Origin of the sequence: Cytobacillus sp. FSL K6-0265, assembly GCF_038003465.1 — a bacterium.
In the GTDB taxonomy this organism is placed as follows: domain Bacteria; phylum Bacillota; class Bacilli; order Bacillales; family Cytobacillaceae; genus Cytobacillus; species Cytobacillus stercorigallinarum.
The window spans coordinates 2,636,658-2,662,964 of sequence record NZ_JBBOPE010000001.1; the positions used below are offsets into that span (position 1 = coordinate 2,636,658).

Annotated in this window: 27 protein-coding genes and 2 pseudogenes; 10 read left to right on the forward strand and 19 right to left on the reverse strand. The window is 35.4% G+C overall.

Going from position 1 to position 26,307, the window contains the following annotated elements:
* Positions 1-61: 61 nt before the first annotated feature.
* Both MHH73_RS13290 and MHH73_RS13295 read right to left on the reverse strand, forming a co-directional pair.
* The gene (locus MHH73_RS13290; RefSeq protein ID WP_341067388.1) at positions 62-832 is read right to left on the reverse strand and encodes a hypothetical protein; all 771 of its coding nucleotides are present in this window, start codon (positions 830-832) and stop codon (positions 62-64) included.
* Positions 833-955: 123 nt separating this feature from the next.
* Positions 956-1,828 (reverse strand): patatin-like phospholipase family protein, encoded by an 873-nt coding sequence (locus MHH73_RS13295; protein ID WP_191811199.1) that lies wholly within the window; start codon positions 1,826-1,828, stop codon positions 956-958.
* Between the two features lie 410 nt (positions 1,829-2,238).
* Here MHH73_RS13295 and MHH73_RS13300 point away from each other — a divergent pair, with 410 nt between their 5' ends.
* The 3 genes from MHH73_RS13300 to MHH73_RS13310 all read left to right on the forward strand — a co-directional run bounded on the left by MHH73_RS13300 (position 2,239) and on the right by MHH73_RS13310 (position 5,682).
* On the forward strand, positions 2,239-2,724 hold the full coding sequence (locus tag MHH73_RS13300) for a DinB family protein (protein WP_191811194.1): 486 nt from the start codon (positions 2,239-2,241) through the stop codon (positions 2,722-2,724).
* A gap of 1,077 nt (positions 2,725-3,801) precedes the next feature.
* Positions 3,802-4,458, forward strand: coding sequence for a Type 1 glutamine amidotransferase-like domain-containing protein (locus tag MHH73_RS13305; RefSeq protein ID WP_191811192.1), 657 nt, complete (start codon positions 3,802-3,804; stop codon positions 4,456-4,458).
* A gap of 585 nt (positions 4,459-5,043) precedes the next feature.
* Positions 5,044-5,682 carry a DUF421 domain-containing protein gene (locus tag MHH73_RS13310; protein WP_225230403.1) on the forward strand — a complete coding sequence of 213 codons (639 nt, stop codon included), beginning with the start codon at positions 5,044-5,046 and terminating at the stop codon, positions 5,680-5,682.
* A 239-nt stretch (positions 5,683-5,921) separates the two neighbouring features.
* On the opposite strand, the pseudogene MHH73_RS22480 reads toward MHH73_RS13310, so the two are convergent.
* Both MHH73_RS22480 and MHH73_RS13315 read right to left on the reverse strand, forming a co-directional pair.
* Positions 5,922-6,215: pseudogene (locus MHH73_RS22480) on the reverse strand (YkoP family protein).
* Between the two features lie 414 nt (positions 6,216-6,629).
* Positions 6,630-6,953: a DUF4870 domain-containing protein gene (locus MHH73_RS13315; protein ID WP_191811190.1), complete on the reverse strand. Its 324-nt coding sequence runs from the start codon at positions 6,951-6,953 to the stop codon at positions 6,630-6,632.
* Between the two features lie 212 nt (positions 6,954-7,165).
* Here MHH73_RS13315 and MHH73_RS13320 point away from each other — a divergent pair, with 212 nt between their 5' ends.
* The 3 genes from MHH73_RS13320 to MHH73_RS13330 all read left to right on the forward strand — a co-directional run bounded on the left by MHH73_RS13320 (position 7,166) and on the right by MHH73_RS13330 (position 10,209).
* A complete protein-coding gene (locus MHH73_RS13320; RefSeq protein WP_191811188.1) occupies positions 7,166-7,945 on the forward strand; it encodes an undecaprenyl-diphosphate phosphatase in 780 nt (259 codons plus the stop codon).
* Between the two features lie 95 nt (positions 7,946-8,040).
* A complete protein-coding gene (locus tag MHH73_RS13325) occupies positions 8,041-9,168 on the forward strand; it encodes an amidohydrolase (protein WP_191811186.1) in 1,128 nt (375 codons plus the stop codon).
* Between the two features lie 480 nt (positions 9,169-9,648).
* Positions 9,649-10,209, forward strand: a complete 561-nt coding sequence (locus MHH73_RS13330; RefSeq protein ID WP_191811184.1) for a GNAT family N-acetyltransferase — start codon at positions 9,649-9,651, stop codon at positions 10,207-10,209.
* A 23-nt stretch (positions 10,210-10,232) separates the two neighbouring features.
* On the opposite strand, the gene MHH73_RS13335 is transcribed toward MHH73_RS13330, so the two are convergent.
* The gene (locus MHH73_RS13335) at positions 10,233-10,388 is read right to left on the reverse strand and encodes a DUF2639 domain-containing protein (RefSeq protein ID WP_191811182.1); all 156 of its coding nucleotides are present in this window, start codon (positions 10,386-10,388) and stop codon (positions 10,233-10,235) included.
* Positions 10,389-10,448: 60 nt separating this feature from the next.
* Positions 10,449-11,219, reverse strand: coding sequence for an SDR family oxidoreductase (locus MHH73_RS13340; RefSeq protein WP_341067395.1), 771 nt, complete (start codon positions 11,217-11,219; stop codon positions 10,449-10,451).
* 189 nt (positions 11,220-11,408) lie between these two features.
* Between MHH73_RS13340 and MHH73_RS13345 the strand changes: the two genes are divergently transcribed.
* From MHH73_RS13345 to MHH73_RS22485, 3 genes and pseudogenes are all read left to right on the forward strand, one after another.
* Positions 11,409-11,873 carry an Hsp20/alpha crystallin family protein gene (locus MHH73_RS13345; protein WP_191811178.1) on the forward strand — a complete coding sequence of 155 codons (465 nt, stop codon included), beginning with the start codon at positions 11,409-11,411 and terminating at the stop codon, positions 11,871-11,873.
* A gap of 14 nt (positions 11,874-11,887) precedes the next feature.
* On the forward strand, positions 11,888-12,106 hold the full coding sequence (locus MHH73_RS13350; RefSeq protein ID WP_341067399.1) for an FAD-dependent oxidoreductase: 219 nt from the start codon (positions 11,888-11,890) through the stop codon (positions 12,104-12,106).
* Positions 12,107-12,878: 772 nt separating this feature from the next.
* Positions 12,879-13,103, forward strand: a pseudogene (locus MHH73_RS22485) (FAD-dependent oxidoreductase); the annotation flags it as partial.
* A 241-nt stretch (positions 13,104-13,344) separates the two neighbouring features.
* Here the strand turns inward: MHH73_RS22485 and MHH73_RS13355 are convergent.
* From MHH73_RS13355 to MHH73_RS13385, 7 genes are all read right to left on the reverse strand, one after another.
* Complete coding sequence (locus tag MHH73_RS13355) at positions 13,345-14,115, reverse strand: SDR family NAD(P)-dependent oxidoreductase (protein ID WP_191811172.1); 771 nt, start codon at positions 14,113-14,115, stop codon at positions 13,345-13,347.
* A gap of 105 nt (positions 14,116-14,220) precedes the next feature.
* Positions 14,221-14,865 (reverse strand): GntR family transcriptional regulator, encoded by a 645-nt coding sequence (locus tag MHH73_RS13360; RefSeq protein ID WP_191811170.1) that lies wholly within the window; start codon positions 14,863-14,865, stop codon positions 14,221-14,223.
* 290 nt (positions 14,866-15,155) lie between these two features.
* Positions 15,156-16,019, reverse strand: coding sequence for a CAP domain-containing protein (locus MHH73_RS13365; protein ID WP_341067400.1), 864 nt, complete (start codon positions 16,017-16,019; stop codon positions 15,156-15,158).
* Between the two features lie 472 nt (positions 16,020-16,491).
* Positions 16,492-17,895, reverse strand: a complete 1,404-nt coding sequence (locus MHH73_RS13370; protein WP_341067402.1) for a sensor histidine kinase — start codon at positions 17,893-17,895, stop codon at positions 16,492-16,494.
* Entirely contained in the window at positions 17,892-18,572 is a 681-nt protein-coding gene (locus MHH73_RS13375; RefSeq protein WP_191811164.1) for a response regulator transcription factor, read from the reverse strand. The genes MHH73_RS13370 and MHH73_RS13375 overlap by 4 nt, the downstream gene beginning before the upstream one ends.
* Complete coding sequence (locus tag MHH73_RS13380) at positions 18,569-19,543, reverse strand: YncE family protein (RefSeq protein ID WP_341067406.1); 975 nt, start codon at positions 19,541-19,543, stop codon at positions 18,569-18,571. Before MHH73_RS13380 ends, MHH73_RS13375 begins: the two co-directional genes overlap by 4 nt.
* Before the next feature lie 75 nt (positions 19,544-19,618).
* Positions 19,619-19,882 (reverse strand): hypothetical protein, encoded by a 264-nt coding sequence (locus MHH73_RS13385; protein ID WP_191811159.1) that lies wholly within the window; start codon positions 19,880-19,882, stop codon positions 19,619-19,621.
* 102 nt (positions 19,883-19,984) lie between these two features.
* Here MHH73_RS13385 and MHH73_RS13390 point away from each other — a divergent pair, with 102 nt between their 5' ends.
* Entirely contained in the window at positions 19,985-20,227 is a 243-nt protein-coding gene (locus tag MHH73_RS13390) for a DNA alkylation repair protein (protein ID WP_095372909.1), read from the forward strand.
* Positions 20,228-20,320: 93 nt separating this feature from the next.
* Here the strand turns inward: MHH73_RS13390 and MHH73_RS13395 are convergent, their stop codons facing one another.
* From MHH73_RS13395 to MHH73_RS13420, 6 genes are all read right to left on the reverse strand, one after another.
* Positions 20,321-21,139 carry a hypothetical protein gene (locus tag MHH73_RS13395; RefSeq protein ID WP_191811157.1) on the reverse strand — a complete coding sequence of 273 codons (819 nt, stop codon included), beginning with the start codon at positions 21,137-21,139 and terminating at the stop codon, positions 20,321-20,323.
* Between the two features lie 202 nt (positions 21,140-21,341).
* The gene (locus MHH73_RS13400; RefSeq protein WP_191811156.1) at positions 21,342-22,277 is read right to left on the reverse strand and encodes a CobW family GTP-binding protein; all 936 of its coding nucleotides are present in this window, start codon (positions 22,275-22,277) and stop codon (positions 21,342-21,344) included.
* 21 nt (positions 22,278-22,298) lie between these two features.
* Positions 22,299-22,661, reverse strand: a complete 363-nt coding sequence (locus MHH73_RS13405; protein ID WP_191811154.1) for a hypothetical protein — start codon at positions 22,659-22,661, stop codon at positions 22,299-22,301.
* A gap of 58 nt (positions 22,662-22,719) precedes the next feature.
* Entirely contained in the window at positions 22,720-23,619 is a 900-nt protein-coding gene (locus MHH73_RS13410; RefSeq protein ID WP_191811151.1) for an LCP family protein, read from the reverse strand.
* A gap of 176 nt (positions 23,620-23,795) precedes the next feature.
* On the reverse strand, positions 23,796-25,004 hold the full coding sequence (locus tag MHH73_RS13415; RefSeq protein ID WP_191811149.1) for an MDR family MFS transporter: 1,209 nt from the start codon (positions 25,002-25,004) through the stop codon (positions 23,796-23,798).
* Positions 25,005-25,009: 5 nt separating this feature from the next.
* Positions 25,010-26,245 (reverse strand): multidrug effflux MFS transporter, encoded by a 1,236-nt coding sequence (locus tag MHH73_RS13420; protein ID WP_191811147.1) that lies wholly within the window; start codon positions 26,243-26,245, stop codon positions 25,010-25,012.
* Positions 26,246-26,307 lie beyond the last annotated feature (62 nt).

Genomic DNA, 26,307 nt, shown 5'->3' on the forward strand with positions numbered 1-26,307 from the left:
ACACTTTTCAAAACTGTCTTAATCATACTATAGTTGAGACAACTTTAGCGAATCTTTTACTTTAATGTTGAATGTTTTTAACATATAGGATTAATAAACTATAAAAAATTAATTGTTCATCTGCAGTCAGAGGTTGATTCATCGTTAAAAAGGGGGTGTTGTTTACTTTGAACGATTCCGTCCATTCTCTCGGAATCCATCCTTTCTGTAATTTCCCTAACTCCCTCCCATTCTCAGATTGAACCAATAAATTCATAAAAGTCCTTTCATATCTTAGCGTATAAGCTCGGCTATCTTTTTGACAAATAAAGCGCTTATTATTGTCATAGTGTAGAAGAATCGTTTTACCGTTATATTCTATCTGGATATTAGGTTTACGCACTGTAATTGTAGCAAGCACCTTATGATCAACAAATAATGCATAGCGATTTCTGTATATCCAGCGGTCGACAAATGTAGGCAAAAACCAGCGCCATTTATGAAAAGCTAAATCACGTATCTCTCCAACCGTTCTACCATCTCTATTAAATAATAACAGTCTTAAATTCGGCGCTGGTAAAAACCCTATAAGAAATTCCCTTTGTGAGAATAGATTGATTTGCTTACTATTTGTTAATGTATGTGAACGTACCTTTGCTTGATTATTTGCTAACACATAGCTTTGATAAGACATCCCACTATATAAAACAAAGGGCAAACACCACCAAAGAAGCCCGCTGATCTCCTGAAAGAAACTATGATAAATGACTAATATCCATAGTGGTATACATGCAAGTAAACTACCATTAAGAGAGGCTTGTGCTGATTGTTGATAATATTGCTGAATATTCATGAACTTCCTACCCCGATTCTCTCATAAAAATGAATTACTACCAATCTATTATAGAAAGAAGGAAATCATGAGTAATATTCATTTTTACCGCTAATCAAAAGAAAAAAAGACAATTCTCCTCTTTCATGAGAGAAGGAAATTATCTTTTTTCACCAACTTTTCAATTCTTGATAAACTAGCTTCTGCATCCTTATAACCTTGCTCATAAAAGGCAGATAATTTCTTTAAGTCTCGTTCCATTCTTCCCACATCCACCGTCTCAGGTCTAATGATTACCACTTGTCCCTCTTTTTCTTGCTTCTCTAAATAGTCAACGGTTTCGTTATACATTTTGTAACGATTCATCATTGCTCTTTGAAGCCCTGGATATTGTGGATATTTTCTTCGTAACAAAAAACTCATTCTTGACGGTTTTTTTCGGTAACCTTTTGGACGTGTTAAAACAACAACAGCTTTATCATATCCATCTGCTTGTGCTTTTCTTATGGGTATAGAATCAGAAATACCGCCATCGAGTAGCATTCGGTTATTAAAAGAAATTTCTGGGGCAATAAAAGGTAATGAACTTGATGCCTTTAATAGGAGCAACAAGTTTTCTCCATAGTCTTTCTTCCCATAATAGACAGCTTCTCCACTCAAACAATCGGTTGTACCAATTATAAACTCACTTTCTCCGTTAAAGAACGTTTCATAATCATAGGGAACGAGCTTATTTGGAATTTCACCAAAAATAAAGTCCATCCCAAATAATTGTTTAGATTTTCGATAATTTCGCAAGGATAAATATCTAGGATCAGATACATACTCCACACTTACCTTCTTGTTACGGCCCTTTTGTTTCGATAAATAGGAGGCAGCATTGGCTGCTCCTGCAGAAACACCAATTACATATGGAAAAATCATACCTTTATCCAAAAATAATTCCATAACACCAGCGGAGTAAGCCCCTCTCATTCCTCCACCTTCTAATACAAGGGCTGTTTGATGTAAGTTCATGCTCTCAACGTATCCTTTCTAATTAAAGTCCTTGTTCTATTATAACAAGCTTGTCTTGTCTATTCTACGAAAGAGAGGTATGCCATGAATGATAAAATGTTGAAAAAACGAAAATAACATAGAGTACTCTGTCCTAGTGAATATAAAAAAGTTTGCTAAGAAGCTACCCCACTACTTTTATTAAACACGGTCAGCTGTTCACGATTAATAATGTTATTTAAAAAATAATAAAGTTGTTTAAAAATGAAGAGCATACATCGTGATCTTGTCCGTTCTTCTTGAACTACCGGGCAGGTTAGTTGAACAAGGAATTTAAACTATGACTGAAGAAATAGTATATAGTAAGTAAAGTTTTTTATATTCCAAACGTATATTTTAAGGTTAATATTTTTTATTGCGGAGGGGTTTTATTGCAAACACTTTTTAAATATAACTGGATGATACGAAAAGATTGGTATAACTGGTGTGAAGATTTAAGTGAGGAAGAGCTTTTGCAAAATCGAACTGGTGGTATGGGCAGTATATTACATACACTTTTCCATATTGTTGATGTCGAGTGGAGCTGGATACGTCTATTACAGGGAAAAGCGGACTTTCAGGAGAGTTTTGATTATTATAACAGCTTGGACAAGATTCGAAAATTGGACGCAGAATTTCATATGGAAGTAGAGAACTTTGTGAACAATTGGGATGCAAGTATGGAAAATCAATTATTTTACGATACCCTGCCAGATGGAAGAATTGTAACAGATACTTGGGGTGAAGTTATGCGCCATGCCATTGCTCACGAAATTCACCATATAGGACAATTATCAATTTGGGCAAGAGAATTGGGAAGGAAACCGGTTTCTGCAAACCTTATCGGGAGAGGACTTTCCTCTCATTCAACAAAATAATTTATTAAAGGGTTTGCAGAGGTAGCATCTGTTTTCTTGTTATACTAGGAGGCAGTATAGCACAATAACCAATAATATGAATTAATAATCAGAAAGTAAAAATTACTTAGTGAAAGTGAAAAAATTGAGGAATAAAGTTTACTTAGTTTTATTGTTTTCTTTAACACTTGTTGGCTTGCTCTTTATAACGAAAAGCACATTTAAATCTAATGTTGGATATACAACCTTTAAACCAACAGGAGTTAAACACGAATTTACTAGGGTTGATTTAGAACAGAAACAAGTGGTTGGTACGGTCTCATATAAAAATAAAACATATATGACTGTCGTTGTGGATGTAACCTCGAATACCCTTTCAAGTCGAGGGAAGTGTTGATGAATTAGGAGATTTATCAATGAACCAAGATTCTTACATAAATCTGTTCAAGCAGCAAGCTAAATATTTCATTGAAAAAAATATTGATAATCCTAAAAAGTATTATGAAGAATTAGAACATCAATCGTTTTAAACAAACGGGTGATTAAGTATAAGTAGGAGGGTTGCTGAGGCAGCTTTTTTCTTTGTCGTTATTAACATAATACGCAGGTTACTTGAAGAATAATATGGGTTATTATGGTAATGTAGATGTAAATGAGGTTGTCTAAATGAAGATAATTATACAAGCATTTATTGGTTCAATTATAATTCATATAATCTATATAGTCGGTATGATGTTAGACGGTTATATCAAAACAAGAAACTACAAACCAGATATATCAAGTGCGTGGGATAAAGTAGAGACACTTCAAAGTGAGTAGATTTTGGTAAAGCTAATTCTCCTTTTCTTTACTTGTTTACTTTTATAGGAGTAACAGAATTATTATATTTTCTTATAAAAAATTGTTGAACTAACGGGTGCAAGAGTTAAAGATGATTATCGCTGGAGCGTTCTTTTTTTCTTGTTTAACAAACAGGGCAGGCTAGTCGAACAGTGTTGTTTAAATTGTGTTTAACAATCGGCCATATTGAGAGTGACAAGAAAACAGAATGAGTGACTCAAGAATAAATGTTATTTACACTTTGCTGAGGAGGTACTTATGAAAACTCACTATTATTTAGGTTGGTTTAACAATTTTTTTTCAGAGAATCTGGGCAGGGCGTTACAGGAGGATATAACTGATAGAAAATCGCTTGCTATGATTAGCTCGAATCCATCTGTTTTTGAAGATGATGGTGCTACTGAACGGTCGTGGCTTGACCAGGCTGGCATTATGTTTAATGAATATCATTTAATTAATTATCGCTTACAGAAGGAAGATGCCCAAACGATAATTCAAAATGCTTCCGTCATTTTCTTGTTGGGTGGCAATATCCTTAATCAAAATGGTTTTTTGATGGAGTATGAATTATCGGATTCGATTAAAAAAAGCAACGCCGTTGTAATGGGAGCAAGCGCTGGGGCAATCAACATGTCCGCTAAATGGTTATGCTCGAAAAACTTTGGAGATAAAGTTGAAATGAGCTCTGTTTACGACGGAATCGGTCTTGATAATTTTTCCGTCCTGTCTCATTTTGATCTTGAAAATAACATGGCACTGGTTCAAAGCGAACTATCTCCCCTATCGGAAGAAATAAATATTTATGCGTCAAACAAAGATTGCGCTGTACGTGTAAAAGAAAACAAAATCGACATTTTTGGCAATGTATATTTAATTTCCGACTCAAAGATTCAGAAATTGGATGAGACGCTCTAGTTCTAGCGAAACGCTATGGCTTAATTGAATTAATTTTTTTATGCACCGTCTCTATTTTAAATATAGTGAAGGAGAACTGGCACGAGTGTTGAATTGCGTCTATTTTTCTCCTTCACCCTTCCACAAAATATTTAGTTAAAGTAATTAAATTCTTATTGAACTAACGGATGCAAGAGTTAAAGATGAGGATTGCTGGAGCGTTCTTTTTTTCTTGTTTAACAAACGGGACAGGTTAATTGAATACGAATGAATCAGAAGATCGTCATTAAAGTCGATCTTCTTTCTTGTCACTGTTTCAGATAAAAGAATAACTAACCGCTGGAATCAATTTATAGTAATAAATTTTATTAATTGGAAAATAATAGTACAAAGAATGAGGGATAAAAGGAAATACAGGGGAAACTTCGCTCGAGTCGATACCCGCTTATAGAGTCATGAGGTTTGGGAAGTCTTGCTTCAGCTTTCGTGCCGGACATGGCACTGCTAAAACCAGTTTGTCCAAATTATATATTTTCTTATCTTATGAATTCAGGCTGATCAAGATAAGTCTTCTTTTCTAATTCTGTTTAAAGGGTGTGTAAGATTATGGAATTTTTCACTTCACAGGAATCTTTAACTATTGTCCAATGGATGCTCCGGGCCATTGTTGGATTTGTGTTTTTCGTCATACTTGTCAAATTAATGGGTCAGCGTTCCCTTTCCCAAGTAGGACTTCTCGATTTTGTTATCGTGCTGATTATTGGAAATATTATTGCCCATCCGCTGTCCGATGAAGGATTAGGTCTGGAAGGGTCGATGATTACAATGAGTGTTATTTTAATCTTGTATATAATCGGAATCTACCTAAGTTTGCATTTTAGACATTTTAGAAAGTGGTTTATCACCGATCCGATTCCATTAATAGAAAATGGAATGATTAATAACCGTAATATGAAACGTGCCCGAATTTCACTTGATGAACTGCAGACCGAATTGCGAATGAAGAATATTGAAGAAATCCAAAAAGTCGCACTTGCCTTATGGGAGCATGGTGGCAAGGTTTCCATCTTTCTGAAGACGGAACATATGCCTTTAACAGCCGTCACATTTAGCCAACCTGTCAAACCTTTTTATTTTCCAAATGCCGTTATAAAAGAGGGAACGATTGATTGTAAACAATTGCATCAATTAGGCAGGGATGAAGAATGGATTCATAAAAACTTCAAGATACCTATCCAAATATAACCATCAAAGATATTCTGCTTGGTACCGTAGATGACAAGGAAGACCTATGTATATTCCTATATAATTCCTGAGCTTCCTCATGATCTTATTTTCCTATGAGCAGGTGCAACCGACAGGATGTTTTCCAATTTAAATAGCTGGAATTTTTTGTTTGCATAGCAAGAAGCAAGAATCGCGGACAATCCTTTTTTTCTTTGAAGAAGTTAACTAAAAGAAAATGTTGAGGCTAAGCTATTTTATTAGATGTTTTTATATTTATATAAGCGATCTTTCGACATGAATAAATATATAGGAGATGGCTTTTCTCTTTTTGATACACTATTATGAAGAAAAAAAATAAATTGGTAGCACGAAAGCTTTTTCAATAATTTATAATATCGGTTGTGGATGGCAAATGTTTCAAACCCTAATTTCCCACAACTTTATTTAAGCATTGTAATGCCGACTAATCCCTTTATTTCATTAACATTATCATGCAATTGTATACATTTAGCTATTAATAGAAGTGATTCCTTAACTTTTTTATAGATCATTGGAGCTTTTCTGTTTCACTATCAAATTCTTGTATCTGCCTTAGTAATTCTACATTATGTAGGTGGATTCTTAGAAGTACATCATTTTATTTATTACTGTTCCGTCCGTTAACGTTATTTTTTCCTTTGTACCTTGTTATACGAACACGCATAATGGAATGATATTTCAAAATTAAACGTGTTTATTATCTCTATACATCAGCTACCCTATCGTTGACACCCAAACCTACTTAAATCAAAGAATCACCGAATAAGCATTCCTCTATGAATGAAGCAATCATTTACTTTGTTCCTTATTAGTATATATATTATTCTATAAGCCAATAATTCGGCTTACAATGGAAAGGCCAAAAAGAAAACACGAACATTGATTTGTTCGCGTTTTCTTTTTGGCCTTTTATATTTACTCGTTTATTAGAGGATACGGATGATAAACGGGATGCGATACTCTTCCCCTTCAAACGCCTTAACAGCTGCAATAATGGTAAATACGATAAACGCAATGCCAAATATCGCTGCTAATAAATAACCAATGAGCACTAACATCAAGATCGTACTAATGATTCCATAAACAAAGTAAGTAATGAGGAAGTTAAAATACTGTCTACCATGATAGTCTACAAGCTTTGAGCTATCTTTTTTTATAAGCCAAATAACAAGTGGTCCTATAAATACAGTAAAGAAACTAATAATATAAATGCCCGCAGCAAGTATTCTGTCTGTTTGTGAATCTTTCATTGTTGTTTTCCCCTTTCTCTTATTCCTTCTTGTACTATATACCTATTTTACGATGATTATTATAAAAAGTTTCAAAGTTTTTATTTTCAAATTTCTGTTCTTCTATTGGACAACTTGAATACATTTATAAAAGCGAGAGAAAACAAGTTGATACGTGAGTTCCCCTGATTTTTACTACTAGGAAAAAAATAAACAAATAGGTGATTTATATGATGTCAAAAATCGAAGCATTTATTCTTGGAATCATTCAAGGTATAACAGAATTTCTACCTATTTCAAGCACCGGACATTTATATCTTGGAAGACATTTATTTGGTCTTGATGAAGCAGGATTATTTTTAGATACCATGCTTCATATCGGTACCCTTTTAGCTGTCCTTGTTGTTTATAAAAATGAGTTATTAGAAATCATTAAAAATCCATTTGGAAAGTTATCGATGCTGCTTGTCATTGGTACAATCCCTGCTGTCTTTGTTGGTTTATTATTTAATGATTTATTTGATTCGATCTCAAAAACCGGTGTCACCATTGGCTGGGAATTCATTCTTACCGGAATCATTCTGTGGTTCTCTGATAGTATTAAAAATGGTGCGAAAAAGATGAAAGATATTAGCTATGGCGATGCATTATTTATTGGGAGTTTTCAAGCAATTGCCATATTCCCTGCTATCTCACGATCCGGTTTAACCATCGCTGCGGGGCTCATCCGTAAACTCGATCGAGAAACAGCTGCCTACTTTTCATTTTTATTATCTATACCGACCATTGCAGGAGGCATTGTGCTGCAATTTGGAGAAATGTATGCGGGTCATATCGAAGCCATTAGCTTTGGCAGTATGTTAATTGCCACACTTGCATCAGCCATTTTCGGTTATATTGCCGTTGTTTGGATGATTAATTTTCTAAAGAGAAAATCACTCAAGATATTTGCCGTTTATGTTTGGATTTTAGGATTAACAATCCTATTTATGCAAATGGCAGGCATTTTTTAATATTGCTTCTCATGAGTAGGGTATTGATTTCTAATTTATCACTTTAACAGTATATTTGATGAAATATTATTAAGCAGAAAAAGGACTGGATGCTGATGTCGACGATACTTTTTAAAAATGCCATTGTCTATCCCATTACTTCAAAGCCTTTCCACGGAGATGTATTAATAAAAAATCGTATAATTAAAAAGGTCGGTAAAGATATTCAAGATTTGCATGCGCAAGTAGTTGATTGTTCTCATGGTTTTCTGCTACCTGGTTTTATTGATGTTCATACACATATCGGATTATATGACGAGGGGACTGGCTGGGCAGGTAATGATGCGAACGAAACAACCCAGCCATTAACACCTCATATTCGTGCAATCGATGGCGTCCACCCTTTCGATCCTGCCTTTCGTGATGCACTCAAAGCTGGGATTACTACTGTTCACGTAATGCCAGGCAGTGCGAATATTATCGGTGGCACCACATCTATCTTGAAAACGTATGGTAATAGCGTTGAAGAAATGCTTGTAAAAGAAACTGCGGGATTAAAAATTGCTCTAGGAGAAAACCCTAAAAAAGTTCATAGTCATAGCAATGATCATTCAATTACTAGAATGGGTATTATGGGAATGTTAAGAGAAGCGTTTTATAATGTTCATGCCAATCCAAATGAAGTAAACCTGCGCACATCCCCTATAATTAAAGCACTTACACAAGAAATACCTGTGCGAATTCATGCCCATAGAGCAGACGATATTTTAACTGCACTACGATTTGCTAAAGAGTTTAATTTAGATATACGAATTGAACATTGTACAGAGGGCCATTTAATTACTCCTTATTTAGGAAAGAACCTCCAAGTGAGCGTTGGACCGACCTTAACAAGACGATCAAAAGTAGAGTTAAAAAACAAGACGTGGGACACTTATAGAATCCTCGATAAAGCTGGTGTCTCCGTTTCAATTACCACCGATCACCCTTATACACCTATTCAATACTTAAACATTTGCGCAAGTATTGCTGTTCGAGAAGGTTTATCCGAACAAAAAGCATTGGAGGGAATAACCATCGCTGCGGCTAAAAACTTAAAAATTGATCATAACGTTGGTAGCATTGAAGAAGGGAAAGAAGCTGATCTTGTACTCTGGAGCCACCACCCTTTTCATTTTCTAGCAAAACCAAAATGGACAATGGTCTCAGGCAAATGGGCATACACAAATGCAGTTGACAAATAAAATGATAATAAGGAAGATAGAAGCTCTGCCTCCCACCCCTTTCTAAATAATGATATGGTATCTTCTCCATTTATCTTCTATCCATCACACTTTTTTATGGTCCTACCTTGCTTTACCTCCATGTATCTGTATCTTTTTCACCTCCCATCCACTGGTTGTTTTATGCAATGTCACCATTAGAATCAGGCATGCAAAAAATGGTGAAATTTGGCGAAAAATAATCTTTAAAATAAGGCAAAAAATCTATTCCCTTTTTGTATTTTTTTTAGTATTATACTTTCATAAAATAATATTTTTAGTCGATAATATCTTTTGTTTTTGGATATTGGGAAGGCAAATGGTGCGCCACCAGTTTACTGGTTCTAGTGGGTTCGATTCCCACCCCGAAATTTTTTAGCTACATTACAAAAAATTTCGAGGGTGGGCCTTTTCTGTCTTTTTGGCATGGAGTAGGTTTACTCTCACGTGGAGGGATAACCAATGCTGAAAAAACGTGACCTAAATGATTGTCAAGTTTTATTCGAATTGATGACGCACCCCGATGTCTTCCCTTTTGTGCGTCATAAAGCTCAATCTTATGAAGAACTGTTGTTTATTACGAAACAAACGCTTGAAGCTGAGGAACAAGAAAAACTCATCTCTCGCACCATTACAGATGAATGGAATAATCCAATAGGTACCATTAGCTTATATGACATTGAAAATCAAGCTGGCTTTCTCGGCACATGGATTGGTAAACCCTATCATGGTAAAGGTTATAATCAATTAGCCAAAGATGCTTTCTTTAATGAACTTTTTTATGATTTAAATATTGAAACCATTTTTATGCGCATAAAAAAAGAAAACATTCGTTCATTAAAAGCTGCCCAGAAACTACCTTATGCCATTTATGCCAATGAATCACGTAAAAGTTTGTATGAAAAAATAAATGAAACTGGCGAGATTTACGATTTATTTGAAATTCCTAAAGATCTTTATTCTCTTCATATGCTTAGAGAAGGACTGACAGTGGAAGATACAACTCATCTAAAAGAAGCTTAAAAAAACAAGGGAGCTTACTATAGCTACCCTTGTTTTTTATTCGCTAAAACCTGTTGATAAATTTTTCTCACTTCATATGTTTTGTAAAGTTCTAATTTCCGCAATTCAATCGGGTGTCTATTGATTCCATATTCTTTGAGTTTTGCAATATACCAGCCTTTTGAACCTTGATATGCCATCCTCATCTCTCCTACCGTTCTTTCTAACAATATATGTGATAAGAATAGGAGACATGCTCATTAATGAAGATTTTTTCCTAATACATCCTTTGCTCCAGTAACTGGAATTACACTACCAGTGATAAAACTAGATGCCGGTTCAGTAAGAAATGCGATTACCCTCGCTACATCCTCCCCTGTACCAGGGCGTCCTACAGGGGTGCGATCATCATTTACTGTACAGGCATTGTTTATATCACTCTCTTTCCACTTGCCAATAATATCCCCCGGACAAACCATATTTACTGTTATGCCGTTTTCTGCTTCTTCCATTGCAATCGTTTTTGTTAATGAGACTGCACCAGATTTTGCTGCCGCAAAAGCCGAACGATACATCCATCCTGGGGCAGTTTCGGCGCGATCAAACCCTATTGTTATGATTCTCCCCCACCTTTTCTTTCTCATGAGTGGAATAACCGCTTTTCCCAATATAAATAAAGCTTGCAGATTTCCATTCATTAAATAAGACCATTCATCTAATGAATATTCAACCATTTTCTTTTTTTCGTGAATATACGGGCCCGCGTTATGTATCAAGATATCAATTGAATCTGTTTTCGCTAACGATTGTTGGATGAGATGATTACATTCATCATCATTCGTTATATCTGCTCTAATTGCGATATTTTTTGTCCCATATTTCTTAGTAAGTGCTTCACAAAGTTCATTTGCTTTTTGTTCGCTATGTCTATAATTAATAATTACGTTTATTTTTTGTTCTGCTATTTTCCATGCAATACTTCTACCGATACCAGTTGACCCACCAGTAATTAACGCTGTCTTCGTATTCACAAAACAACCCCTTTTAGTTAGAATTTTTTAAATTATTATTTAATTTCAATACTAATCAGTATAAAGTAATGTTGCAAGTGTTTTGTATTGATGTTTCTTTAACGAAAATGGAATTGTTGCATAAATTAAATAATAGGCGTTTATCATCATCGGAAAGATCATCTCTTTTTTTGGAAGGGTGAAAAGTATATGTTCCCTTGGAATCAATTCCCATTTAATAAAGAAATGAAGGCCAAATTCGAAAAACTAAACCAAAAAGAAGTCAATGAGTATGTACAAGGGATGCTCGGAAAGGTCTTTCCGAATGACCTTCAATATTCAACAAAGCAAGAACAAGAAGAAACTCAACATACAACAGAAAATAAACAATCACAAAGTAAGTTAAGATTTCGTGTCTTGGAGACACATAAGTATGTGTTTGTAAGAATAGAAATCCAAAAACGAGAATGGTTAAAACAATTAAAAATGTATCATACAACCAATCAACTCATTCTCGAACATATCCCAAAAGACAGTGACCAAACACTTATTACATTACCGACTCTTGTTCATAAAAAGGGCGCTAAAGCAGACTTCCAAGATGACATTTTAGAAATCCAACTTTATAAGTTAATTGACCGGCAATTATCTGAAATTCATGTCGATGACTATTAGTTTGGAGGAGAAATATGTGTTACTACCTAAATACCCTAACAACAATGCTTTCAATCATTAAAAATGGATTACCGATTATAAAAAAACGAAAAAAGAAAATTTTAACTGCAGTTGCTGGTATGGCTGGATTAGTTTCTGCCTCACGCCTTAAACAGGCAGGGCATACGGTCAGGAATAGCCGTGTAGGAGGAAGAATATACACGCTTAGATCTTCCTTTTACGGATGGGGATGAGGATGATCTGGATATGGGTGCGATGAGAATCCGTCATACACATAAACTTTTTGTATAACAATATTTAGCTAAATTTCAATTGCCATTATCCCAGCCTTTACACTATTACATGAGGCAGTAGAACCCTTTATCACACTATATAATCACAGTACAGAAGAAGACAAAAAAAGAATAGTCTCAGAATACGGTAAATATTCCATGGTCGATTTTTTAAAGTTTACCCCCTTAGAAACGCCTTTATCTTCAAATGCGATAAGATTAATTAGTATTTTTTTAGGAATTGAAGGGTTTCAAAAATGATCATTTATGTCGATTTTATCTATTGTCCTCTTCCTACTCTTGCCAAATGGAATTAACATCGAACCTATTTTTTCAATCAAAAAATAGAAAGAATCAAACAAAGTGGGAATAAAATAAACATCTACGTTAATGATACATATCAACATACTTTTAAATTTACTGTACTTCAATTGATAGATATACTACCCAAAAATAGCATCAGTCAAAAAAATGGCAGGCAATTAGAGAATTGTAAAACATTCCTTCAATGAAAATTGGGATTGAATTTAGTAGCCCTTTTTGGAAAAGGTACAACTTTGGTCATGTTAAAACTGATGTACCGATTCATTTTAGCCATGTTCCTAATAGGGTAAATAATGATAGACCAGCTGTTTTACATGTCAGCTATAGTTGGGGCAATGATGCTTTATTATGGAATAGTTTGTCACAATTAGATATTACGAGGGAAGTCTAGAAAAGCTTAAGTGAAGTATATGGGGATATTGTCTATATAGAATACCTCAGAACTGTTACATTTAATTGGAGTAGAAATTCTTTTTCGGCAGGTTGTTTCACGTTATATGCACCAGGTCAACAAAAAGATTTCGGCGAGGAAGTAAGTAAACCAACAGGGAGACTTCATTTTTCTGGGGAGCATACCTCTCTTTCCCTGGCTGGATTGAAAGTCGGGTATTCGTGCAGCAGCAGATATTCATAAGATGGAATAGTCATGATATAAAAGAAGCGGTGAAAAGGCCATAAATAATACTAAGGCCTTTTCACCGTATGAGCTTATTTAAATGGCAGTATATCCACTGTCTACTGTAAAAGTTTCAGCCATAAAGCTTTGCCACTCTCTACGTTCATCTCAGCATTAACAACGTTTGCACCTTTTTTCACCAAACGCCTTCATAGCCAATCCCTAACGCACCGCTCGTAATGATAACTTTTTTGATTTATTAAACCGATGTAGCACCTTGTCCACCATCGATACGATAATATGATCCTGAAATAAATGAAGCTTTTTCTGATGATAAAAATACCATTAGATCGGCAATTTCCTCAGCTGTTGCATATCTTTTCATTGGTACAGAACTTTCAAATTGTGTACGGGCATTATCTGTTTGTTCAGGCATAGCGTTTGCTTCAATGGATCTCATCATTTGTGTATCTACACCAGATGGCGTAACCGCATTTACTCTTACACCATAATCAGCAGCTTCTAGTGCAGCCGTTTTGTTTAACCCGATTACTGCATGTTTAGATGCAACATAAAGCCCCATACCTGGTGCACCTAATAAACCGCCGTTTGAAGCTGTATTAACGATTGCTCCACTTTTTTGAGCTTTCATCACAGGTAAAACATATTTTAATCCTAAAAACGCACCGAAAACATTTACCCCAAATACTGCATCAAAATTTTTCTTTGATTGCTCATCTAAGATGGCAAAATCGCCATTGATTCCAGCATTATTAATAAATGTATCGATACGACCAAATGCTTGTTGTGTATCTTCAACATATTTTTTTACTTCTTCTTCTTTTGTTACATCAGCTGATAACAATAAAATCTCCTCAGCATCAATAGAAGCAGCAGCCTTTTCTAATGCCTCTTTAGATAAATCTACTAGTGCAAGCTTGGCACCTTCTTTAGCAAAAGCTTTCGCTGCAGCTAAACCAATCCCACCTGCGGCACCTGTAATTAGAACTACTTTGTTTGAAAAACTCATCTGAAATTCCTCCCTTTTGTTTAATCCTAAATAATCATACTACTAAAATTGTATATTGTCGACAATTTTGATTATTATTAATAGGATGCCCATAAGTGGACATCCTTATTCTAACGTTTCTAATAAAAGAGCTGGTACTACTTCCTTCGCTTCGGTAATCTTATTTTCCATCAGATTTTTAGTGATTAATTTCATTCTTGGATGAAAACTGTTCATTGTATCCATTGTCCATTTCACTTGGGCAAATACGGTTAATATATAAACAGATTCATAATAAAATTTAGACAGTGCTTTATTGTTCGCCACTTCAAAAAAGAACGTTGTTACACCCGTGGATTTCATTTGATAACCAATGAGATCACCTGCAAGAAACGCTTCTTCCGCTTCATTGAGTTTTAATATTAACGTCTCTTTCGTTTCATCATGCCATCGATTCGAAGTCATATCTAGTGCCATTTGAATGAGTCCAACCATGACATGTGTATATTCTTTTATATCTTCAGCCGTAAAGGATTTTACAACTGTCCCTTTTCGATGAATACGCTCGACAATATTGTCTACTTGAAGTAAATATAATGCTTCTCTCACTGGTGCTCTACTTGTTTTTAGCTCTTCTGCTATTTTCTCTTCAATAATTTTATCTCCAGGAATATAAGAACCTTTCATAATTTCCCTTAATATGTATTTGGCAATTTGTTCAGGAAGCGATTCCCCAAATCGTTGTTTATTATTAAATAAAAAATCCTTCAATCCATTCACTCCGTTGTTTAATTACTCTTTATACATACATTATATCATTTAATTAGAACGATTTGGAAAATGAATCATAAATGGATGAGTAAGCCGTGCGATATCTTTGTAATCGGATGGTCGTAAAATGAATATGAAACGCATGCAAACAAACCTTACTTTGCCAAAACAGCTAAAGTCTAAATGTATTTATTTTTTGAGGAACAATAAAAAATGAGCAACGCCCGCATCGTATGATGCAGGTGTTGCTCATCTTGAATGATAAGAAGTAAAACATATTTGTCCGACTATTATTTACCGATGAACATTTGAGTCCAGTAATTACCGTTCTCAACATAACCTACTCCAAGGTGAGTATAGCTAGAGTTAAGAATATTTTCACGGTGACCTTGGCTATTCATCCAAGCTTGTACTACTTCTTCTGGTGTTTGTTGACCTTGGGCAATGTTTTCACCTGCAGAAGTATAAGAGATTCCAAATTGTTTCATCATATCAAATGGAGAACCATATGTTGGGCTGTTATGATCGAAATACCCTTTTGCTTGCATATCACGAGATTTTTCACGCGCTACATTACTAAGTTCCACATCAAGTTCTAATGCAGGAAGACCAGCATTTGCACGTTCTTTATTTGTTAAATCAAGTACTTGTTGTTCATATGCACTAACTTCAGATGATGCCTCTTCTGATGGTGCTTGTGTTTCTTCAGCTACTTCTTGCTCTGGTTGTGCTGCTTCTTCAGCTGGTTGTTCTGCTGGTTGTGCCGGTTGTTCTTCAGGTTGTGTTGGTTGTTGAACTGGCTGTTCTACTTGTTGATTTTGCTCTGGTTGTGCTACTTGTTCTGGTTGTGCTGCTTGTTCTGGTTGTGCCGCTTGCGCTTTACCTTGTTCTAATGCTGCTTGTGCTCTTTCTTTCGCTTGACTTAAGATGTTTTGAATATCTTTTTGATTCCAATTCACATTATATTTACTCATGCAATCTTGCATCACTTTATTAATATAATCTTGGTTTAACATATTAGAAGTTTGATAGACAAAAGCCTTTGTTTCTACTTTTACTTGAGCTGGCTCTGCCGCTTCTGCCTTGTTTAAACCTGGTGCTGATACTAATAATGCAGCTGCTGCCGCTACTGAAAAAATAACTTTCTTACTCATAATCTATTTCCTCCCTAATGGATGTTTTTTGTTGTTTCTTGCTGTGAGATAATCATATCATAGGTTTTTTTGTAATATTTTTGGGAGGAAATAGAAATGAACCATTCTTTCTTGCATCTTTCTAATAATAGAAAGAAAAAACGTTATGATGATTAGGTTTTTTTGATTTTTAGAGAATAGGTTTTTTTATCATTAATTGGTAGTGACACTATCGTGTTTCCATTTATATACTAGAATAATATACTTGACAACTTGAAAAAGCCTTTTTCTCTTTTACTTTTATTACATATACGTAACATTCGTGATACTTATTATGCAACTATAATGAAATGATATCAAAGGCTGAAAACCTTGATGTAAGGCGGTTTGTAGCATAAAACTTTTCTATAACTTGCCTCATGAACAACAAAAGATATTCATTAACTACGACAAAAAAGGCCACTCTTCTTTATAGAAAGAGTAGCCTTTAATATTAATCATCATTTACCATTGGAAGTATAATTTGTATCGTAGTACCAATATTGTATTCACTTTGAATAAGCAAGCGTCCTTCGTGTAAATGTACGAGTTTCTCCACAATGGCTAAACCAAGTCCTGTACCACCATCAGCTCTCGTCCTCGCTTTATTCACTCGATAAAATCTTTGCCGGATTTTATCTAAATCTTCTTCGGGTATCCCAATCCCCGAGTCTTCCAATTGAATACAACAGCCATCTTCTGTTTGGAAAAGATCAAGTAATAATGTGCCCTCATCAGTATATCTAATCGCATTATCAAAAATATTTTGCATAATTTGTTCGATTCTACCTTCATCTGCAATGATAATGATATCCGGATCAAGATCAACTTCTATAGATAAGCCTTTTCTTTTAATTCGCGGACGATACTTTTGCACGACATCTTCCAATAGCTGGGCTAGCGGTATTGGCGCTTTCACCAACCGATAGTCATCTGTTTCGAGTTTTGACAAATCTAATAAATCACCGACAAGTCTTTCCATCCGAGTTGCTTCCCGATAAATCAGCTCAAGGTATTTTTCTTGATCTTCTTCATTAGTTACAAGACCAGACTTCAATGCATCACTATATCCTTTGACATAACTAATGGGTGTTCTTAATTCGTGAGACACATTAGCAAGAAATTCTCGCTTTTTATCATCTTCTTTTTGAATAGAGGTGGCCATCGAATTAAAAGCACTAGCCAGTTCACCAATTTCATCTTGTTGATTTGTCGCTAACTGCACATTATAGTTCCCTCTAGACACTTGTTCAGCTGCTAACTTCATTTCCATTAACGGGCTAGTCATTCTTTTAATCAGAAAAGTACCTGTCATAATGGCGAATAGAAGAAAGATGAACGCGGCAAGCATCCAAAGATAAGCGAAATCCTGTGTAATATCAGAAATTTTCTCTAACGGTAAATAGACATAAATAATACCAGCGAGGCGATTATCATCTAATAATGGGATAATCACACCCATAATACGAGTATCAAATCTTTCTTCAAAACCCGTTTTGTAAATTGGGGTTCCTTTTAATAATTGCTCTCGTTCTTCTCCGTTAATAAGCGAATCATACTTCATTTCAAATGGAAAGCATGCACTTAATTCCCGGGGATTATCTACCATGATAATATCGGTTTCTGATTTATCATTGTACCAAGCTACTTTTTCTTTTAAGTCTGTACTTATTTCTCCACCTTTATAATCAGACGCTAAGGCTAATCCTTCTTCTAATAATGTATCTTCTACATTTTCGACATATAATTTCTCATAAAACAAATAAGATAATAGGTAGGAATAAACAATTGTGATAAGTATCGCTATCGTCACTGTTAACCATAACTTTTTGGCTAATGTGTCGGTAAGGTACTTCATTTGTCTGGTACCTCTAATTTATACCCTACACCCCATACAGTTTGAATGTAATCTGCTATACCCAATTTCATCCTTAATGTTTTAATATGGGTATCGACCGTTCGTAAGCTACCATCATATTCAATTCCCCACACATGTTCAAGGAGCTGCTCCCTTGAAAGCGCCTGGTTAACATGTTGAATTAAATAAGAAAGCATTTCAAACTCTTTTAAAGTTAAAGAAATTTTTTCCTCTTCGACAAGGACTCTCCGCGCTTTTTTATCAATTGATAACTTCCCTATTTTTATTTGCTCGGATTCTTGTTTCACTTTTCCAGATCTCCGAAGAACGGCATGTATTCTAGCTACAAGTTCTCCTGGGCTTAGTGGTTTAACAATATAATCGTCACCGCCTAATTGCAGCCCCTTCACTTTATCCCATTCTTCTCCTTTTGCTGACAGAAAAATGATTGGAATATCTGAGTTCGTACGTATTTTTTGACAAACTTCATATCCATCTTCATTTGGCATCATAATATCTAAAATGACTAAATCAATTTCAGCTTCCTTCAATATCATGTAGCCTTCTTCACCACTCTCAGCGGTAAAGCATTTAAATCCCGAATTCTCCAAATACATCTCAATTAATGTTCTCATATCTGGTTCATCATCAATAATTAATATATTTACTTTTCTCATGAATCCTCGTTCTCCCTAAGCAAAATTTGAAACGGACCTTCGCCTACTTCTATCGATCCTTTCAGTTTTAGTGTCTCTGAATCGATAAATTGTAACTCAGAGCTATCATACCCTGCGACCAATATCATATCTCTAACGGTTTCAATTGTGAAAGGATTAGCTGTTACGCTCATTTCACCTAATACTTCACCAGCCTCATTTAACTTATAAAGCAGATTTGTTCCATGGCTTACAACAAATATCGCATCATCAGCTTTGGTAAAATCAACTGGCATTGAAGGAACACTAATTTTTCTTAATGCTTTTCCGGTCTCTCTATCATAAACATGTACATATTTTTCAATATCTAATCCTTCACCATGTCCACCGACCCATATTTCGTCATCTAATGAGAACAAACCTGTTGCATGTGTATGTATTTCATAGTTTTCTTTTATTTCCATCGTTTCTAAATCAATATTTGTAAGGACATTCTCATCAAATCCTATAATGATGAGTTCATCACGAGCTTCATCATGTATCATTTCTAGTGGTCGATCAAAGATATCAATATCACTTGTTTCTTCTCCATTACTATTAAAAAATCGGACGCTATTTTTTCTCTCATCTAAAGCAACTATTGTGTCAGCTCCTAGTTCCTCAACGTCCACAATCCCCTCACCAATCGTCCACTGATGAATCAGTTCCCCTCTAGATAATGAGTAAAGATCAATGGTGTTTAACTTTTCTCCATACAGTAAAAGAGTGTCGCCATCTGATAGTACACTTCCTCCCGTGTATGCTTTATTGACCTTCCATGAACCGATGCTTTTTTGCGCCTGTATGTCTATAAATGATAGACTCATTTCCTTAATATTGACTGTTAATGCAATATCCCGATCAGCTGGTATATTTGTGAATTCTTCCTGTCTACAGGCAGTTAAGAAAGAAGAAATCAGTAAGAAAAATATGAACGCCTTGTAATAACGCATATAAAGTTTCTCCCCAGTTTCAATGTTTTTATAAGTCAAGGATACCGAATGGTTGTGTTAAAAGTGTGAAAACATTCAATCGATTGTAGCGAAAACTTTAAAATGTATATCAATGAGTGCTACTTTCATATCAGAAGAAAGTGAGGAGTCATTGATTCTTTTAATTGCAGCAATTAACTTTCTTTGTTTATCTTTTCTCACTCGTGGGTGTGCATTTTCATCTCTTAACTCTTTTTCTATCGCTATCATTAACACAGTATCTGCATTTTCTTCTCCTGTTGCCAATTCTCTATTTTTCCATAATGAACGGTAGCTTTGTAAAAGTTCGTTACTATTCATATTTCATCCACTCCTCTCTTATTTGAATCTACTTGATTCATACATAAATTTCAATTAAAGGTTAAAAATAAAAGTAATTCATCTATAGGAAGGGGCTAGTCAATGACTACACCATATTGCTGTCCATCATGTAAAACAAATCGGTCACGCTTTAACATTATCGAACAACACCCGCGTTCAGTTAAGCTTGACCCACAATCAGGCTCTGTACTTGAAGAATATGCAGCTGAAAATTTAACTGCTTTCCATTTAAAATATAATGGTCCAACAGTAAGGATTCAATGCGGTGCATGTGGCCTAATAGAAGACGAAAAAACGTTTATTAAGTTTGGAGAAAACCAATAAAAATTAGGGTGCAGGAATTGAAGAAGGCGTTCAAAATCGATACGATTAAGAATGCCTTCTTTTTTATTATATCGTTTACTATTTCATTTAAATTCACAAGCGATTTTTTTGTAAGAAATGATTAGCATCGACTTGCCATGGATCCAGTGGGGAAAATCTAACTAAACGAATGGAACCACGATAGCTCTTCTTCCCTTTATTCTTTATATACCAATCGACTTGAATCGGTAGATTAACGACTAATGCAGTATTTCCTTCGTCTAGTTGACCAATTGAAGCTAACTTTACATTTTCAATCGAACGGATTGTCTTGTCATCTATCTTGTTTAAAGTGACAAGCGACAGAAGATACGCATCTTGTTGTTTCAAGCCTGCTATAAAGGCAGCTGATACTCTTTCCGGCTCCGATATAGCCATATACTCATCAAGTTTACCAGCAGCTTTGAGAATCATCAATTTATGAGACAAATCCATTGAATTGGTGCGATGTGTCGTACTGCCGAAAAAATGTATACAAAAATGACCTGGAAAATTATTTGATAAAGCACCTGCCCCGTGTGGCATCCCGTGCATCGAAGCAGCAATCCACTCTCCATCACTAATAACGATAATCGCTCTTCGCTTCCAACTCCATTTTCCATTATAAATTTCCTTCATTATCTTTGTATCAGCTTTCGTTAATGGTTGAACATCTGCATGTTCACTCCCAGCTCTTCGTTGGACATCAAATCGCTTACCAGTATCGACATCTAGCACAGTAAACTTCTTAAACTTCGGTAAATGTTCTTTCGCTTCTTTCCAAGGCAACATCTGGATCGGTAATCCAATTTCATCATCCACCATACTATACATCTTTGCAGGGGACACTAAATAAAGCATGACAAACAGGGAGACAATACACAATTTTTTCATCTTTTATCACTCTTCTTTATTAGGTTTCATCGTAAAGTTTGCCTAAACATGAGCAGTTATATGTATAGTAACTTTTGGGTGGATTCCTCCAATGATTAAACCAAGTAAGAAAATCAGCATCGAATTACGTCTTTTGATTAAGTTAACAACAACAGGCGTAGATAATTTCTTCATAAAAAAACTGAGTAAGACATCATCCTACTCAGTTTGAATCGATATTTTCTTTTGGCTTTTCTAGAGATTGTAGTGCGCTTTCGATTTTATCCCAATCCATATTTTCTCCGATGAAGACCATGTTTAAAGGAATATTCATTTCTTCTTGAAAATAGACAGGCATCCCGTAAGAAAATTGGAAAAGCTGTGGATAGGCTAAAGATGAAAACTTAATATATCCCTTCATACGGTAAAGTGTGTCGGGTAATTCTCGCAAAAAACCTTCAAAAGCAGATCGATCTACAGCTCCTTTAAATTGATAAACAAACGTACTTAAATGTAAATCTGTTCCAATCCTACTGCTTGATTGCTTTTCTTTCGGCAGTAAGGACAATTCTCTGATTCGTTTTATTGGTACTTTTGCGTTTTTTGTCAACAATGTAAACGCTGTGGAATTAATACTTTGAACTTCTTGGATGACTTTTGCTTGTTCATCTTCTGTTAACAAGTCAATTTTATTAACGAGCAGACAATCTGCATGTCTAATTTGCTCAATTAATAGCTGTAGCACTTGTGGTGTCAATTCTTTTCTGTTTCGCCATCTTGCACTATCAAGGATGGAGATAATACCTTTAGGGACAATGGAGTTAGCAAAAAGTGGTGAGAGCACAGCATCTAACACTTCCACTGGATGTGCTGCTCCTGTCGCTTCTATATAGATAACATCTGGTTTTTCAAGCGTTAATAAACCTTGTAACTGACCTTCTAACTTGTCCTGAATGGTACAACAAATGCAGCCATCCAATAATTCTTTTAACGGAATGTCATCATCTATTGCATCTGAATCTATTGACACTTTTCCTAATTCATTCATTAATACAGCCACTTTTCTGCCGTTCTCTTTTTCATCCTGTAGCAACTGCTTTAAAAGTGTGGTCTTTCCACTCCCTAAAAATCCAGCTAATATATAGATCTCTGTGCTCATGTTTATTTTTCCCCTTAAAATCTATTCTGCAATCGTCTCTTCAATCATATTACTGAGTTTGTTTTTCATTATTTCATACGTATCATCGGTTATATACCCTATTTTTTGAAACTCTTCTTGCTTACATTTCCATACTGGAATATATCCATGTGGGAAATATTCATCCTCTTCTTCTAATCCCACTTCAATAAAAGATTGGTAGTCACTTTCTAAACATTGATCAAGTTTTGCTACTTTTCCTTTTTTACAGCGAATAAATTCAATCACCAAGTGTTCATGTCGTTCGTAATGTCTTAGCATTTCAGCGATTAACATTTCACAAGTTTGTTCGACATGAACGACCTCCTTCTTTATATTATCATTCATTTGAACAATCTGCCTCATGGAAACCACACCTCTTTCATTGAACCATTGTAAAGGATATAAGAGATTGGCACAAATATTACGGTTGCCCATTGACCTCCGTGACATTCTTCCCTTCGAAAAACTGCTTGAGGGCAGAGATATTTTCTTCATAATCCATATCTAACACAGCGCCAGCATGCGGAGAATTTTTATCCACAAATGAATCGTCTACCGGTATCCGCATTGTTTCTATATCTGTTATTGGATTCAATAATACAGAGGTAGCCATCGCAAACATTTGATCAATATGTAAATCGGTATCAACATTTGCCATCATCATTTTCATCATTTCTGGTGATTTGGCGATTCCTTCAATAGATGTCATATGATTTTTAAGTTCTTCCTTTAATAAGGCAAGCACTTCCTGTTGTCGCTTTACTCTTCCATAATCGTATTCATCATCATGACGAAACCGAACATAATCTAAAAGCTGCTCACCATTTAAAAAGTTTTTCCCTGGCTCAATATTCATATTCATATCTTCAATCATTGCTGCGGGAACATCCACTTCAAGCCCATCTGGCGCAACAGCATTTAGAATATTTGCAAATCCTTCAAAGTCAATGACAACCGAATGATCAACCTTTATTTGAAAATTTTCTTCGATTGTTTGCGAAAGTAATTCGGTTCCCCCTAAAAAATAGGCATGGTTCAATTTATGGTATCCTTTTTCATAATTCGGGATCTCTACATAACTATCGCGCATGATTGAGACAAGTTTAACTCTTTCTTCCTTTGGTTCATACCGAGCTAACATAATTGTATCAGATCTTGAATCTGCTTCTCCTCTAGAATCAACACCAACAAGTAAGAATGTTTTTGCTTCTGAATTATTCCATGTTGTTCCCTTCTCTTTTTGACGATGATCTTTTTCAGATATGCCAGATGAACAAGCTGCTAATAGCAAAGCTAATAAAATAATGAAAGATTTTCTCATGGTGCATCCTCCTTATTTTTCCTTTATTCATTCAGTGTAGGGATAGATGAACATCTTTATACTTTAAATGAGGGGAAAAAGTTATTTACGTGATTGCTTTCCTAGAGTAGTGGGGTTTTCATATATAAAAACAAACCAACAACCTACATACAGTGTGTTGTTAGTTTGTTCGGCGTCTAATCAACTTGATTTTTTTCTACTGTCACTATTTCTTCTTTTTTCATTCCTGCTGAGAAGAAAATGATACTACTTAAACAAATGACGGCTATCACAAAGAAAGCAATTGTCCCACCACTAATACCAATCAAATAACCGCCAATTATTGGACCAATAAAACTACCTGTATTCCTAAACTGAGCAGCACCAAAATACGTGCCACGTAATTCCTCAGAAGCCAACTGATCAATCAAGATACTACTTGCTGGGAACGATAATATTTCTCCTAAGGTAAATAAGATTACACCGATAACTGCCATTATCCAATGAGTGGATATAGCAAAAAAGAACAAACCGACAGCTACAAGAGCTGAACCAATAATCATAGACTTTAAAGGGCGAACTTTTTCCATCAGTTTGGCAAAAGGTAATTGTAATATAATCACAAGGATAGCATTAATGGATAAAAGAAATGAATAAATGACGACCCCATTCTCTAAGCGGTTGTCAAAGTGTTGTGGTAAGTTAGAATCCATTTGCGAATAGCCAATCGCGAGTAATATTCCACCTAGAATATAATACAATAGCGACCTATCCCTCCGTACAATGTGAAAGGCAACAGGTAAGGTAACATTTTCTTTTTTCTCTAAACGAGGAACAGGCTGTATCGTAAACACTAAAATGAACATATATGCTAAATAAATACCACCAGTAATATAAAAGGTGAGAGAAGCGTTTGTTAATGCTAATAAAGCACCGATTAATGGGCCAACAGCCGCACCAATATTAATTGCGACATATCTTAAGGAAAATACCTTCATTCTTAGTTCCTTTTTTGTTAAATCAGCCATCAATGCTTGTGCCGTTGGTTCAAAAAAGGAATTACACAAACCAAGTAAAGCATTGAGTAGCAAAAAAGCAAGAGCTGAGGAGGACAAAGCAAAACCAAAATAAGCTGCTGCTGTCCCTACTAATGCAACAAGCATAATTGGCTTCCTTCCAAATTGGTCAGATAAATGGCCTCCTATAAAACCTCCTATTGTCGACATTAACGGACCCATTCCGATAATGAGGCCAATTAAAAACGAAGGATAGTCCTGATTCACTAAATATATAGATAAAAAGGGCAACGTCATAAATGCCGCCCCACGAGATAGGATGGTACCAACTAGTAAAATCCATATCGTGCGATGAAACTGGTTAATATAATCTTGCAATCGTTTAATCATGGTGTTTATCCTTTCGATTCTTTTACAATCCATCCTTTAACTAAAAACAAATAAGATACTAGAGCTAAGATTTCTGCAATAGCAATAATAAGTGCCATCGGCCATGAAGATGATTCACCCGCTATCCCAACTAACGGAGCAGCCATACCACCAAGCAAGAACGTCATTAAACCAATTAAGGCTGACGCACTACCAGCATTTTCACCTTGTGAAGCCATTGCCAAGGAAAAAGTTGAAGTATTAACTACCCCAACAGCAGAAACAACTAAAAATAATGGAATAAGAACACCCCAAATACCTAAATGGAAAATTTCACTTAGAAGTAATGTAACCCCTCCAACTAATGCAATCGACAATCCACCTACTAATAAAGTTCCCTCATGTATTCGCTCTGAAAGTTTTCCCGTTAATTGGCTGCCTAATATAATACCAATTCCATTTATTGCAAAACACACACTAAACAATTGCGGAGAAAGACCATAAATGTTTTGCAATACAAAGGGGGACCCAGATATATAAGCAAACATAGCCGCACCAACAAAACCTTGAGATAAAGCGTATCCCATAAATTTGCGATCTTTTATGATTTTGCCGAAACGGCTAAAGGAAGCAAAAACGCCTCCATTTAACCTTTTATCTGCAGGCAAGCTTTCTTTTAACGAAAACATAACCAATAATAGGCTAAGAAATCCGATGAATGTTAAAACCAAAAATACCCCTCGCCAAGAGGTAATCGCTAATAACTGCCCACCAAAAACGGGTGCTAAAATAGGTGCTGCCCCATTTATTAGACTAAGTGTGGCAAAAAATTTAGTTAATTGTGTACCACTGTATAAATCTCGTACAACGGCTCTTGATATAACAATTCCTACAGCCCCCGCTAACCCTTGAATAAACCTCAATATGATGAACAACTCAACGTTTGGGGAAACCACGCAGGCAACTGAAATGAGACAATATAAAATAAGTCCAATTATTAACGGTCGCTTACGACCAACCATATCACTAACTGGCCCAGCAAAAATTTGTCCTAAAGCTAAACCAACCATACAGGCCGTTAAGCTTAATTGTGCATATGATGCACTTGTATGCAGGTCATCTGCTAGATTAGGTAATGCCGGAAGATACATATCTAAGGATAATGGTCCAAAAGCAGATAATAACCCTAGAATAACTGCCAGCATAAGACGCTTACTTCTACTCTCCTCCTTATGGTTCATTAATTCACTTGTTTCGTGCATCACACATCCTTCTTTCCATATTCAATACAATTTTAGAATATTGCTAATTTACCACAAAACCG

Coding starts and splice junctions, on each gene's coding strand:
- MHH73_RS13290 (WP_341067388.1), bottom strand. CDS start 832: ATGAATATTCAGCAATATTATCAACAATCAGCACAAGCCTCTCTTAAT.
- MHH73_RS13295 (WP_191811199.1), bottom strand. CDS start 1,828: ATGAACTTACATCAAACAGCCCTTGTATTAGAAGGTGGAGGAATGAGA.
- MHH73_RS13305 (WP_191811192.1), top strand. CDS start 3,802: ATGAAAACTCACTATTATTTAGGTTGGTTTAACAATTTTTTTTCAGAG.
- MHH73_RS13310 (WP_225230403.1), top strand. CDS start 5,044: ATGGAATTTTTCACTTCACAGGAATCTTTAACTATTGTCCAATGGATG.
- MHH73_RS13315 (WP_191811190.1), bottom strand. CDS start 6,953: ATGAAAGATTCACAAACAGACAGAATACTTGCTGCGGGCATTTATATT.
- MHH73_RS13320 (WP_191811188.1), top strand. CDS start 7,166: ATGTCAAAAATCGAAGCATTTATTCTTGGAATCATTCAAGGTATAACA.
- MHH73_RS13325 (WP_191811186.1), top strand. CDS start 8,041: ATGTCGACGATACTTTTTAAAAATGCCATTGTCTATCCCATTACTTCA.
- MHH73_RS13330 (WP_191811184.1), top strand. CDS start 9,649: ATGCTGAAAAAACGTGACCTAAATGATTGTCAAGTTTTATTCGAATTG.
- MHH73_RS13335 (WP_191811182.1), bottom strand. CDS start 10,388: ATGGCATATCAAGGTTCAAAAGGCTGGTATATTGCAAAACTCAAAGAA.
- MHH73_RS13345 (WP_191811178.1), top strand. CDS start 11,409: ATGTTCCCTTGGAATCAATTCCCATTTAATAAAGAAATGAAGGCCAAA.
- MHH73_RS13350 (WP_341067399.1), top strand. CDS start 11,888: ATGTGTTACTACCTAAATACCCTAACAACAATGCTTTCAATCATTAAA.
- MHH73_RS13355 (WP_191811172.1), bottom strand. CDS start 14,115: ATGAGTTTTTCAAACAAAGTAGTTCTAATTACAGGTGCCGCAGGTGGG.
- MHH73_RS13365 (WP_341067400.1), bottom strand. CDS start 16,019: ATGAGTAAGAAAGTTATTTTTTCAGTAGCGGCAGCAGCTGCATTATTA.
- MHH73_RS13370 (WP_341067402.1), bottom strand. CDS start 17,895: ATGAAGTACCTTACCGACACATTAGCCAAAAAGTTATGGTTAACAGTG.
- MHH73_RS13375 (WP_191811164.1), bottom strand. CDS start 18,572: ATGAGAAAAGTAAATATATTAATTATTGATGATGAACCAGATATGAGA.
- MHH73_RS13380 (WP_341067406.1), bottom strand. CDS start 19,543: ATGCGTTATTACAAGGCGTTCATATTTTTCTTACTGATTTCTTCTTTC.
- MHH73_RS13385 (WP_191811159.1), bottom strand. CDS start 19,882: ATGAATAGTAACGAACTTTTACAAAGCTACCGTTCATTATGGAAAAAT.
- MHH73_RS13390 (WP_095372909.1), top strand. CDS start 19,985: ATGACTACACCATATTGCTGTCCATCATGTAAAACAAATCGGTCACGC.
- MHH73_RS13395 (WP_191811157.1), bottom strand. CDS start 21,139: ATGAAAAAATTGTGTATTGTCTCCCTGTTTGTCATGCTTTATTTAGTG.
- MHH73_RS13400 (WP_191811156.1), bottom strand. CDS start 22,277: ATGAGCACAGAGATCTATATATTAGCTGGATTTTTAGGGAGTGGAAAG.
- MHH73_RS13405 (WP_191811154.1), bottom strand. CDS start 22,661: ATGAGGCAGATTGTTCAAATGAATGATAATATAAAGAAGGAGGTCGTT.
- MHH73_RS13410 (WP_191811151.1), bottom strand. CDS start 23,619: ATGAGAAAATCTTTCATTATTTTATTAGCTTTGCTATTAGCAGCTTGT.
- MHH73_RS13415 (WP_191811149.1), bottom strand. CDS start 25,004: ATGATTAAACGATTGCAAGATTATATTAACCAGTTTCATCGCACGATA.
- MHH73_RS13420 (WP_191811147.1), bottom strand. CDS start 26,245: ATGCACGAAACAAGTGAATTAATGAACCATAAGGAGGAGAGTAGAAGT.